The following is a 13,114-nucleotide window of genomic DNA, read 5'->3' as shown; positions in this document are numbered from 1 at the left end:
AGAAAAAGTTATGATTCTGCTGACTATATTCCATATAATACATTTGGCGTAGTTTTAGGTACTTCTAAATATTTGCATGGAGGAGGAATTAACGCTTATTTTAAGTATAGAATAGATGCAGCTTGTTCTCTTTTTCGTCATAAAAAAATACGTTATATCATTGTGAGTGGAGATAATAGAGAAAAAAATTATAATGAACCAAAAATGATGAAAAAGGAATTGATTAAAAAAGGGATCCCTTCTAATTTTATATATGAAGATTTTTATGGAATTAGTACTTTACATTCTATTGTTAGGGTTCATCAAATTTTTAAACAAAAAAAATTTACAATTATATCTCAAAAATTTCATAATGAAAGAGCTATTTTTATTGGAAATTGTTTGGGTTTAGATGTAATAGGCTTTAATGCTAAAAACATTACTTTTGATAGTAAGATACAAATTCGCGAAATTTTTGCAAGAATTAAAGCTTTATGGAATATTGTTTTATATTCTATACAAACAAATTAGGATAGATAAGATAAATATTTTCTTAAAATTTTAGCGTTATTATATTTTTTGGTATCTATTTCTAGCAAACAAGGTTTTTTTGATCTTTTCCAAAAAAATGATAAACTTTTTTTTAAAGTATATTGATCGTATACTCTTTCGTATTTCCAATTATACATTTCGCATATCTTTTCTGCATTAAAAATATGCTTTGTTTCAAAAAAATTGAATATTTTTTCAGGAAGCTTTTTTTCTGAAATAAATCTAAAAATATTTCCTCCTCCATTATTAATCAGTATAATACGAAAGTTTTTTGGAATATAATTGTTCCACAATGCATTACTGTCATAAAAAAAACTTATATCTCCAACAATTAATGTTACAGTTTTTTTTATAGTTATAGCAGAACCTATAGCAGTTGAAACACATCCATCTATTCCTGAAGTTCCGCGGTTACAATATGATTTAATAGAATATTTTTTTTCATAAAAAAGTTGATAATATCTTACAATCATACTATTTCCTAATTGTAGGATAGTATTATTGGGTATGCTTTTGAATACAAAAAATAAAACTTTTAAATCTGAAAAACTTTTTTCTTTTTTTAAAAAAAATTTATGTTTTTTAATTCTTTCTTTTCTCAATTTTTCCCATTTTTTTCTGTAATCTGAAGTGGATATCAATATATTATTAGAATTATAAAAAATTTCAAAAAACGATTCTGGATCAATTGGCCAATAAGTCGTTAACTTATAATAAGTATCCGGATAATTTTCGTAATTTGTTCCTATATGCCAATGATATATTGGAGGATATTTTCTTAAAAGAAATTTTATTTTTTTGGATATAATATTTGTTCCAACAGTCAATAAAATATGAGGTTTAAAACTTATCCATTTTTTAGGGTTCATATTAAAAATAAGAACATCTATATTTGAGAAAAAAAATTGTCCATATACATGAGATGTAGTTTCTGTAAAAATTACGATAGAAGGATCCAAGCTTAATTTTCTTAAAACTTTTTCCATATTTTTTTCCGGATAATATAATCCTAACAAAATCATTTTTTTTTCATATTTTTTCCATATATCCTGTTCTTTTTTATAATTACATGTTTCAATATAATTTTTGACAGGTACAGTTTTTATAATTTTTGGCTTTACTTGTAAATGATCTATGGTATTATAAAGTGGTTCTGAAAATGGAATATTAATATGTATAGGTTTATTTTTTAAAATACACTTGTTAATAGATTCATTGATTAATCGATCGTTATACCATATTCCTAATTCAGAATCATCTTCTGTCAATTGAACAGAAACTTCTACATGTTTTTGAAAAATATTTTCCTGTTTAATTGATTGTCCTTCAAATACATCTATAATTTTTTTGGGTCTATCTGCCGTTACTAAAATAAGTGGAATATTTTGAAAAAAAGCTTCCGTAATTGCGGGATAATAATTTACAACAGCAGATCCAGAAGTGCAACTAATCACTACAGGTTTTCTTATTTGTTGAGCTATTCCTAAAGCAAAAAAACCAGCACATCGTTCATCTACAATACTGTAAGTTTTAAAGTTTTTATATTGAGTAAAATGTATAATAATTGGTGCATTCCTAGATCCTGGAGATATGATTATGTTAAATATAGATTTTGCTTTTAAAATCTCCCCCAAACTTTGTACAATTTTTTTATTTGAATACATTTATAATTTAAATTAATCCTCCATTTACATTTAATACAGTACCAGTAATATAGTTTGATAAATCTGAAGCGAGAAATAAAGTGGAATTAGCTATATCTTGAGGCGTTCCTGGTCTTTTTAATGGAATATTTCTTATCCAATTTTCTTTTATTTGAGATTTAAAATGAGAATTCATTTTTGTTACGATATATCCAGGAGCTATAGCATTACAACGGATATTTTTTTTTCCTAATTCCCTTGCTATTGATTTTGTAAATCCTATAATTCCTGCTTTAGATGCTGCGTAATTGGACTGTCCAATGTTTCCTGTTAATCCTACAATAGAACTCATATTAATAATACTTCCTTTTTTTTGTTTCATCATAGGAGGAATAGTATGTTTAGTTAAATTAAATATAGAATATAAATTAGTTTTTATAACATCATCCCAATCTTTTTTAGATATTTTAAGTAAAAAATTATCTTTTATAATACCTGCGTTATTCACTAATATATCTATACGATTATATTTTTTTATAACTTCTCGCACTAAATTCTCTGATGAATAAAAATCTGAAAGATCTATTTTATATGCTTCTACTAAATTTTTAAATTCAAATTCCAATTTTGTTGCTTCCTTTTTTGAGGAAAAAAATGTAAAAATAACATTAGCTCCATGCTGTACAAAAGTTTTTACTATAGATTGACCGATATCACCTGATCCTCCTGTAACTACAGCTATTTTTCCATTTAATAGTTTCATATAATAATATGATTATTTTTTTTATTTATCAATTGATAAATAAAATTTAATTGTTTTTCTATACTTAAAAATGTGTTATCTATTTCTATAGAATCTATAGATTTTTTGAGGGGATAAATATTTCGTGAAATATCCATCATGTCTCGATGAATGAGATTATTTTTTACTTCTTCGTAAGAAATTTTTTCCCCTCTTTTTTTTAGATCTTTATATCTTCTGTAAGAACGTATTTCTATAGATCCTTTGATAAATATTTTTAATTCTGATTTAGGAAATACATGAGATCCTATGTCCCTTCCATCTATAACAATTCCTTTATTTTTTCCTATATTTCTTTGCATAAGAGTTAATTTTTCTCTAATTTCCGGAATTTGAGCTATTAAACTAACTTTATTCGTTACTTGTTCTGATCTTATTTTATATTGAATATTTTCTTCATTTAAAAAAATGTCTGTTCGATTATGTTTTTTGTTCCATTTAAATTTTAAGTTTATCTCTTTTAAAAGAGGAATAAAATTTCGTATATTCCATAAATCACTATCAAAAATTTTTTTTTGAATAGCAAATAAAGCTACACTTCTATATATAGCTCCACTATCTATATACTTATATTTTAATTTTTTTGAAATAGCTTTTGCTAAAGTGCTTTTACCTGATGAAGAGTATCCATCTATAGCTATAATAATTTTTTGATTCATATTAATTTTTATATAATTAATTTATATTCATATATTTATATGATAATAATTTATAATAAAGTTTTACTGCTAAAAAATCTGTAGAAGATTCCTTTTTATTAGGTAAAAGTTCAACAATATCAAATCCTATTACATTTTTTTTTTTAAAAACTTTTTTCAAAAATTTTAAACTTGAATACCAGGATAAACCTCCTGGTTCTGGAGTTCCTGTCGAAGGAGCTATACCAGGATCAAAAACATCTATATCTATACTAATAAATACATTAGTAGATAATTTATGAATAGCATCTTGCATCCATAAATCATTTTTATAAATTTCATGCATATAAAATATGTTTTCTTTTTGAATATATTTTTTTTCTATTATATCCATGCTACGAATTCCTATTTGTATTAAGGGATGTTTTTGAGATGCTTCATACATAGAACATGCATGATTGTAAGGACTTCCTTTATATGTAGGACGCAAATCTGTATGTGCGTCCATATGAAGAATACTTAAATTAGCGTATTTTTCTCCGAAAGCTCTAATACTACCTATTGATATAGAATGATCTCCTCCTATAAGTGTTATGAATTTTTCTTTAAAAAGAAACTTTTTTGTAATATGATATACTTTATCAATCATTTTTTTTATAGGAATTGAAGAATTTACAAAAGAGGGAACAAGAAAAATTCCTTTTTTATAGACTTCTGAATTAGTTTCAATATCATATAATTCCATGTGTTCTGATGCGTCTAAAAAAGCTTTAGGTCCTTGTTTAGAGCCTTTTTTCCATGTTTGAGTATAATCATATGGAACTGGAATAAGTACCGTTAGAGATTTATCAATTGTTGCATACTTTTTAGGAATTCCTGCAAAAGTTTTTTTCTTATAATTAAAATTCAATAACCTAATATTTTTAAAACTTCTTCTGGACTTTGTGAGTTACGAAATATTTTATATACAAAATTTTTTTTTTCATCATGATCTATCAATATATGAATAGGTTGAGGAATTAAACAATGATGCACCCCTCCATATCCACTAATTGTATCTTGATATGCTCCAGTATTGAAAAAACCAATATAAAGCGGAGTTTTTTGATGAAAACAAGGAAGATATATGGCATTCATATGTTGTTCTGAATTATAGTAATCATCACTGTCACATGTTAATCCTCCTAAAAAAACTCTTTCATAACAATCATTCCAACGATTAATTGCCATCATAATAAATCTACGACTTATAGCCCAAGTGTCAGGAAGTGTAGTCATAAAAGAACTATCTATCATATTCCATTTTTCTCTATCATTTTGACGTTTTTGACTAAGTATTTGATATAAAATCCCTCCACTTTCTCCTACTGTATAAGCCCCAAATTCTGTGTAAATATGGGGTTCTGAAATATTCTCCTCTTGACAAAATTTTTTTATTTGATATACAATTTCGTTTGTCATATATTCATAATCATATTTAAAAGACATAGATGTTTTAATGGGGAAACCTCCTCCTATATTTAAAATTTCTAATTCCGGTGCTATCTTTTTTAATTTAGCATAAATATGTAAACATTTAAAAAGTTCATTCCAATAATAAGCAGTATCTTTTATTCCTGTATTTATAAAAAAATGTAACATTTTTAATTCTACTTTGGGATTATTTTTTATTTTGTTTAAATAAAAAACAATAATATCTTTATATCCGATTCCTAATCTAGAAGTGTAAAATTCAAATTTAGGTTCCTCTTCAGAAGCAATTCGTATTCCTAGTTTAAAAGGATAATTAATAACTAAATTCAATTTTTCTAATTCATCTGAATTATCTAATATTGGTATTGTGTTATAGAATCCGTTATTAATAAGTTCTGATATATTTTCAATATAATTTTTGGGTTTAAATCCATTGCATATAACTTCAATACTTTTAGTAGCCTTTCCTTTTTGATAAAGATTTTTTACAATTTCTATATCATAAGCATATGAAGTTTCAATGCTTATATTATTTTTCAAAGCTTCTTCTAATATAAAAGAAAAATGAGAGCTTTTTGTACAATAACAATAAGTATATTTGTTATTATATTGATTGGAATGAATAGCTTTTTCAAACCATTTTCTAGCTTTTTGTATATTTTTGGATATTTTGGGTAAATATGTAAATTTCAATGGGGTTCCATATTTTTTTATAAGATCCATCAATGGAATTCCGTGAAATTCTAAAAAATTATTTTTTATAGAAAATTCCTCAGTGGGGAAATCAAAAGTTTGATCTATAAGATCAGCATAACGGATTTTCATTAAATAAGAAAATTAACTTGTGTTTCTATTTTCTTTGTTATAGATTAAGAATGTTTTTAAAAAAACGTCTATTTCTCCATCCATTACAGATTGAATTTTGGAAGTTTCATATCCTGTTCTTAAATCTTTCACTAATTTATAAGGATGCATTATATAATTTCTAATTTGAGAACCCCATTCTATTTTTTTTTTTGTAGATTTTATCATTTCTTTTTTCTCATTTTTTTTAATCATTTCTATTTCAAATAATCTGGATTTCAATAACTGTAAAGCTTTTTGTCTATTTTTTATTTGAGAACGAGATTCTGTATTTTCTACGGTAATCCCTGTAGGATTATGACGTAATCTTACACCTGTTTCGACTTTATTTACATTTTGACCTCCTGCCCCACTAGAACGGAAAGTTTCCCATTCTATATCTGACATTTTAATATCTATGTTAATATTATCATTTATCATAGGATAAACATATACAGAAGAGAAAGATGTGTGACGTTTTGAATTACTATCAAATGGAGATATGCGGATCAATCTATGTACACCATTTTCTCCTTTCAAATATCCAAAAGTATAAAATCCATTGATTTCTAAAGTAATGGATTTAATTCCAGTAATATCTCCAGGTACATGATGAATTTTTTTAACCAAAAAATTTTTTTTTTCTGCCCACATAAAATACATTCTCATTAACATGGAAGTCCAATCACAACTTTCAGTTCCACCAGCTCCAGAAGATATTTGTAATATAGCATTTAAAGAATCTTCTTTTTCTGAAAGAAGATTTTTCAATTCTATATTTGAAAGTAATTCTTTAGTTTTATATAATTGAATTTCAAATTCTTTATCTAAATTTTCTTCTTTTGAAAGGGAAAATATTATTTCTAATTCTTCAAAAGCCTTTTTTAATTCTGTAAAATCTCTTATACATGTTTTCATATCATGTATATACTTGATAAAATCTTGATACTTTTTATAATCTTTCCAAAAATTAGGATTTGATATTTTTTCTTGTTCTTTGTTTATTATATCTGCTTTTATTTGATCTATTTTAAGAATATCATAAATTTTATGAATTCTTTTTGAAATAGATTGTATTTCTTCTTTTTTTATCATAGTACGAAAATAAATATTTTGAAGTAATTAATTTTAATAACTATGTTGATCATAAATTTTTTATATTATAAAAATTTTATTTTTGCATGAATTATAATAAGTTTACGATCAAATCACAAGAAGTGATACAAGAAGCGCAACATATTGCGTTAAAAAATAATCAACAATCTATAGAAAATGCACATATTTTAAAATCAATTTTAAAAATTGAAAAAAACATAATCCCTTTTATTTTAAAAGAATTAAAAGTATATTCTCAATCAATAAACATTGGATTAGATCGTATAATTTCCTCTTATCCAAAAATTCTTAGTGGACCTTTAACACAACATTTCAGTTCACATGTAACAAAAATGTTAAATATAGCAGAAAATTATGCTAATCTATTAAAAGATGAATTTATTTCCATAGAGCATATTTTTTACGGAATTTTTATGAGTTTAGATCATGCTTCGCAATTATTGAGAGATCGAGGGATTACAGAAATAAAAATCAAAGAAGTTATTGAAAATATAAGAAAGAAAAACGGAAAAATAATTTCTGCTACAGCAGAAATTATTTATAATGCTTTGGATAAATATGCAAAAAATCTTAATAAATGGGCTTATAAAGGAAAATTAGATCCTGTTATTGGACGTGATGAAGAAATACGTCGAGTTTTGCAAATATTATCTAGAAGAACAAAGAACAATCCTATATTGATTGGGGAAGCAGGAGTTGGAAAAACGGCTATTGCTGAAGGATTAGCCCATCGTATTATTAGTGGAGATATTCCAGATAATTTGAAAAATAAACAAGTATTTTCTTTAGATATGGCTTCTTTAATTGCAGGGGCTAAGTATAAAGGGGAATTTGAAGAACGACTTAAAGCTGTTATCAAAGAAGTAATATCTTCGGATGGAGAAATTATTTTGTTTATTGATGAAATTCATACTTTAGTTGGAGCAGGAGGTGGAGAAGGTGCTATGGATGCAGCAAATATTTTAAAACCAGCATTAGCTAGAGGAGAACTTAGAGCTATAGGAGCTACAACTTTAAATGAATATCAAAAATACTTCAGAATAGATAAAGCTTTAGAAAGAAGATTCCAACAAGTATACGTCAATGAGCCTTCTATAGATGATGCAATATCTATATTACGTGGAATTAAAGAAAAATATGAAAGTCATCATAAAGTAAGAATAAAAGATGAATCTATTATAGCAGCTGTGGAATTATCTAAACGTTATATTAACGAACGTTTTTTACCAGATAAAGCAATTGACCTTGTAGATGAAGCCGCTTCAAAGTTGAGAATGGAAATAAATTCGAAACCAGAAAAATTGGATGTATTACATAGAAAAATTATGCATATGGAAATACAAATAGAAGCTTTAAAAAGAGAAAATGATGATAAAAAATTAATTCCTTTAAAAAAAGAATTATCTAAATTGAATAAAGAGAAAATGCAATTGCAAACTCAATGGCAAAATGAAAAAGATTTAGTTGAAGGAATCCAAAAAGCTAAAGATAAAATAGAAAGTTACAAGTTTGAATCCGAACAAGCAGAAAGATCAGGAGATTATGGAAGGGTAGCAGAATTAAGATATGGAAAAATAAAAGAAGAAGAAAATAAAGTAAAAGCATTAGAAAATGAATTAAAAAAACAAGAAGATCAGGGTAAAAAAATGATACAAGAAGAAGTTTATAGAGAAGATATAGCTCAAGTAGTATCTAAATGGACGGGAATTCCGGTTACCAAAATGTTGCAAAGTGAAAGAGAAAAATTATTATTTTTAGAAAAAGAATTACATAAAAGAGTAATAGGACAAAATGATGCAATTCAATCTATAGCAGATGCTATACGAAGATCTAGAGCAGGATTACAAGATGAAAAAAAACCTATTGGATCTTTTCTTTTCATAGGGTGTACAGGTGTAGGAAAAACAGAGCTAGCTAAAACTTTAGCAGAATATTTGTTTGATGACGATAATAATATGATTCGGATAGATATGAGTGAATATCAAGAGCGACATTCTGTAAGTAGATTTATCGGAGCTCCGCCTGGATATATAGGATACGAAGAAAGTGGACAATTAACAGAATCTATACGTAGACGTCCTTATAGTGTCATTCTATTAGACGAAATAGAAAAAGCTCATTCAGATGTTTTTAATATACTTTTGCAGATTTTGGATGATGGTAGATTAACTGATAATAAAGGGAGAACGGTTAATTTTACAAATACCATTATTATTATGACTTCCAATATAGGATCAGATGTCATTCAGGAAAATTTGGATCAAGAAATTTCTTCTAATAGAATAGAGGCTACAAAAAAAGCTTTAATAGATTTATTAAAGAATATTGTAAAACCTGAATTTATTAACCGTATAGATGAAATCATTTTGTTCAAACCTCTTTCTAGAAAAGAAATAAGAGATATTGTTAAGTTACAAATGAAAAAATTAGAAGATTTATTATATGATAAGAAAAATATTTGTATAAAATCCACTCATGAAGCTATAGAATATTTAGCTGAAAAAGGATATGATCCATATTTTGGAGCTCGACCTTTAAAAAGAGTTATTCAACATGATATTTTAAATAATCTTTCTAAAGAAATTTTAAAAGGTAAAATAAAAAAAAATCATCTAATATTAATAGATTTTTTTAAAGAACAAGGGATTGTATTTAGACAATCAGAATCATAAAAAAAGTAGAAATTTATGAAAATTGGCGATATGATTCCAAAAAATTAAGGAATTTTAGATATTAAATTCATTCAATTTTTATAATAAAAAATTCTTTTTTTCCAAATTGAAATAAAATATATTTTTTTCCTATTATGTTTTCTTTTTTAATCAGAATATTTTCTTTTATAAGAATTTTATTTAAATGAATTGAATTTGCTTTTAAAGCTCGATTTGCTTCACTTTTGGAAGAAAAAAAGCCACTTTTTTTTAAAATATCTAATAAAAAAATACCTTTTTCAAATTCCTTAAAAGGAAGAAACATATGTGGAATATGATCATATATAGAAATAAAAGTTTCTTCATCCAAAAATTGAAAAATTTCTTTTTTTTTTTCGAATAATACATTTGTAACTTTTATTACTTTTTTTGAAATTTCATTTCCATGAATCCATTCAATCATTTCATTAGCTAGTTTTTTTTGCAACAATCTTTTACTTGGATGTTCTCTATGCTTAAAAATTAAATTTTTAATTTTTTCTTTAGAAAAAAAAGTATATATTTTTATATATTTTTCAATATCAAAATCAGAAATATTCATCCAAAATTGATAAAACTTATATGGAGATGTTTTTTTTTCATCCAACCATATATTTTCTCCTATATCACTTTTTCCAAATTTCATTCCGTTAGGTTTTATTATTAAAGGAAAAGTAATTCCATACGCTTTTTTTCCTGTTTTTTTTCGAATTAATTCTACACCTGCAGTGATATTACCCCATTGATCAGATCCTCCAACTTGTAATTGACAATTTTTTATTTGGTTTAAATATAAAAAATCATATCCTTGTATTAAGGAATAAGAAAATTCAGTAAAAGATATTCCATTTTTATTATTATTAATTCTTTTTTTTACAGAATCTTTAGATATCATATGATTTACAGTAAAATATTTTCCTATTTCTCTAATAAAATCAAGAAAATAGATCTTTCTAAACCAATCAAAATTATTTAATAATTCTATTTTTTCTGAATAGAACTTAAGAAGTTTCAATATCTGATTTTTTATAGATTCCGTATTTTTTTGCAAAATTTCTTTTCTTAAAAAGATTCTTTTATCTTTTTTTTCAGAAGGATCTCCTATAAAACCTGTAGCTTCACCAATCAATGCTAAAGATTTATGTCCCTTTTTTTGAAAATGAATTAATATAATAATAGGTAAAAGACTTCCTATGTGCAAAGAATCAGATGTAGGATCAAAACCTACATAGATGGTAGTAGGTTTTTTTAATTGACATTCTGTACCGGAAACTTTGTTTTTAATTAAACCTCTCCATGAGAGTTCATCAATAATATTTTGCATAGGAAAAATAGTAGTAAATTTATGATTTTTTGATTATGATAAGGAAAATAGTAGCATACAATTTATTTACTTTTTTTTTTAGTTTAGTTCATATTATTTTCACTTCCATTTTTTTTAAAATGGATTTTTCTTTCATATTAAAAATATATGTTTTTTTATTTCCTGTAAATAGTTTTTTTTTTCTTTTTTGTTTATTTATAAAAAATAAATATAAATACACTACATATATTTATATATTATGTGGTACGATAAAATTATTTTTTAGTATTTTCATTTTTTTTCATTCGATTATTAATTCTTATAATGTTTCAAATTTATCTTTTTTATTGAAAGCTTTAATTCATTTTATTTTATCATATTTTATGATTCTTTTTTTCAGGGTTATATTTTTATTGAGTTAAATAATTTTTATTTCAATTATTTTTGATTGTTTTTTAAAAATTTATCTTTTATAATTAATTCTACAGATTTATTTTCTATTTTTGAATTTAGCCAAGAAATAATATCTAAATAGAGAAAAGTTCTTTTTTCATAAGGATGATCATAATATTTAACTAATTTATCTCTTAATTTTTTAAATTGACTTTTCATTTGATGTGGATATACATTTCCTAAATTTTTAAAAAAATGAATAATTTTTTTTTGCACAATATACCAATCATCCATTTGAATAAAGAATTTATATGTTGATTTAATTTTTTGATCCATATTTTCATCTAATCCACTTTCGTAACAAGCGATTAAATGTAAAAGTCTTGCAAAACATTGTAAATCTTGTCGTAAATTCTTTTTTTTATTTTCCATAATTTTTGATAAATAAAGAATAGCATTTTTATTATCTCCACTACCAAAGTATAAACAAGCAATTTTATAGTAAAGGATCATGATATAATGAGAATCTAAATGATTAAAAATTTTATTAAAATCCATAAATAATAACGGAATTATTTTTTTAACTCCTTCAGAAAAACTTCCTTCCATATAATGTTTGTTGATACGGTTAGTATATGTATACATAAAAATTAATATTTTAGTATTCCCATTTATCAAAATTTCCCCATTTTGCACTTCTTGTTCAAATTTTTGAAATACATGAATAAATTTTGAGTAATGATTTAAATAAAACAAAGTATCTAATAAATAATGATATCCTTTTAAATAACTTACAGGAGCTATTTTTTTTGCTTTTGTATGATTTTGAAATAATTCCACCCATTTATAAGATGATCTATAGCACATTATGAAATCTTGTCGTATATAATGATACCACACTTGAGCTTGATATAAAAATAATTTTTCGTAAAAACTAAGTTTATCTATATCAAATTTTGGAAGATTCGTACGAAAATATGTTTCTATAAATATTCTATCTTTTTCGTTTCTAACATATCCTACTTTTAAATATAAACCGTATAGTTCTAAAGAAAGGCTAGATAAAGCATTATTGCATTGAATTTTTTCAATTAATTCTTTTGATTCTGCGGATAATTCTCCAGATCTAGAATAAAGACTTCTAGTTATATGTTGAGACTCTATCATTTTTTCAAATTCTACTAATTCTAAAAGAATAGTATTAGATTCATAACATCTGGCAATAATTTTTGCTTTTTCTAATAATTTTAAGCTTTGTATATATAATCCTTTATTATATAAAATTTTAGCAAAATCTAAATATTCACGTATTTGAATATCATGGTTTTCTACAGTATACTGTAATTTCTTTAGACTAATTAAAATTTGTTTATATAAATGAGCTTTTATATTAGATAATTGTTTTTTTTTTATAGGTGTTTTTTCTAATATTTTTCGTTCATTATAAGAATTCATGTTATTCATAATTTCAAAAAGTCTTATAAACTTAGCGTATTTATTTTGTTTTATACGATTTACATAAAGTCTAAAATTTCTTTTTTCTGATTTTGATAGAGTTTGAATTAATAAAAAAAGATGATCTGATTTATTATTGTTATTAGACATTGTAATTTTATAATAATATTTAATTTGATTAACAGAAAAATATAAAATAATTTTAATAATTAGATACTGTAAATTTT

At 24.4% G+C, this 13,114-nt stretch carries 10 protein-coding genes; 2 read left to right on the top strand and 8 right to left on the bottom strand.

Annotation, left to right across the window (positions count from 1 at the left end):
• Window positions 1–72 precede the first annotated feature (72 nt).
• Complete coding sequence (locus H0H50_RS02875; protein WP_238784197.1) at window positions 73–510, top strand: SanA/YdcF family protein; 438 nt, start codon at window positions 73–75, stop codon at window positions 508–510.
• On the opposite strand, the gene menD is transcribed toward H0H50_RS02875, so the two are convergent.
• From menD to prfB, 6 genes are read right to left on the bottom strand one after another with little or no spacing between them, the layout of a single operon-like run.
• Entirely contained in the window at window positions 507–2,165 is a 1,659-nt protein-coding gene (gene menD / locus H0H50_RS02870; protein WP_238784196.1) for a 2-succinyl-5-enolpyruvyl-6-hydroxy-3-cyclohexene-1-carboxylic-acid synthase, read from the bottom strand. The two genes, H0H50_RS02875 and menD, sit on opposite strands and share 4 nt — an antisense overlap.
• Window positions 2,166–2,202: 37 nt before the next feature.
• Window positions 2,203–2,937 carry a 3-oxoacyl-[acyl-carrier-protein] reductase gene (gene fabG / locus H0H50_RS02865; protein WP_185867113.1) on the bottom strand — a complete coding sequence of 245 codons (735 nt, stop codon included), beginning with the start codon at window positions 2,935–2,937 and terminating at the stop codon, window positions 2,203–2,205.
• On the bottom strand, window positions 2,934–3,635 hold the full coding sequence (gene cmk / locus H0H50_RS02860; RefSeq protein WP_185867112.1) for a (d)CMP kinase: 702 nt from the start codon (window positions 3,633–3,635) through the stop codon (window positions 2,934–2,936). Before cmk ends, fabG begins: the two co-directional genes overlap by 4 nt.
• Window positions 3,636–3,651: 16 nt before the next feature.
• Complete coding sequence (gene speB, locus H0H50_RS02855; protein WP_185867111.1) at window positions 3,652–4,524, bottom strand: agmatinase; 873 nt, start codon at window positions 4,522–4,524, stop codon at window positions 3,652–3,654.
• Window positions 4,521–5,912 (bottom strand): type III PLP-dependent enzyme domain-containing protein, encoded by a 1,392-nt coding sequence (locus tag H0H50_RS02850; protein WP_185867110.1) that lies wholly within the window; start codon window positions 5,910–5,912, stop codon window positions 4,521–4,523. Before H0H50_RS02850 ends, speB begins: the two co-directional genes overlap by 4 nt.
• Before the next feature lie 12 nt (window positions 5,913–5,924).
• Complete coding sequence (prfB, locus tag H0H50_RS02845) at window positions 5,925–7,025, bottom strand: peptide chain release factor 2 (protein WP_185867109.1); 1,101 nt, start codon at window positions 7,023–7,025, stop codon at window positions 5,925–5,927.
• An 86-nt stretch (window positions 7,026–7,111) separates the two neighbouring features.
• Between prfB and clpB the strand changes: the two genes are divergently transcribed.
• The gene (clpB, locus tag H0H50_RS02840; protein WP_185867108.1) at window positions 7,112–9,718 is read left to right on the top strand and encodes an ATP-dependent chaperone ClpB; all 2,607 of its coding nucleotides are present in this window, start codon (window positions 7,112–7,114) and stop codon (window positions 9,716–9,718) included.
• Window positions 9,719–9,785: 67 nt separating this feature from the next.
• Here clpB and tyrS read toward each other — a convergent pair whose 3' ends face one another.
• Both tyrS and H0H50_RS02830 read right to left on the bottom strand, forming a co-directional pair.
• On the bottom strand, window positions 9,786–11,060 hold the full coding sequence (tyrS, locus tag H0H50_RS02835; protein ID WP_185867107.1) for a tyrosine--tRNA ligase: 1,275 nt from the start codon (window positions 11,058–11,060) through the stop codon (window positions 9,786–9,788).
• 417 nt (window positions 11,061–11,477) lie between these two features.
• Entirely contained in the window at window positions 11,478–13,037 is a 1,560-nt protein-coding gene (locus H0H50_RS02830) for a hypothetical protein (protein ID WP_185867106.1), read from the bottom strand.
• Window positions 13,038–13,114: the final 77 nt, after the last annotated feature.

This window comes from Blattabacterium cuenoti, assembly GCF_014252015.1.
Taxonomy (GTDB): Bacteria; Bacteroidota; Bacteroidia; order Flavobacteriales; family Blattabacteriaceae; genus Blattabacterium; species Blattabacterium cuenoti_U.
Note: the sequence above shows the minus strand (reverse complement) of the source record. Positions and strands in the feature narration are given on the sequence as shown.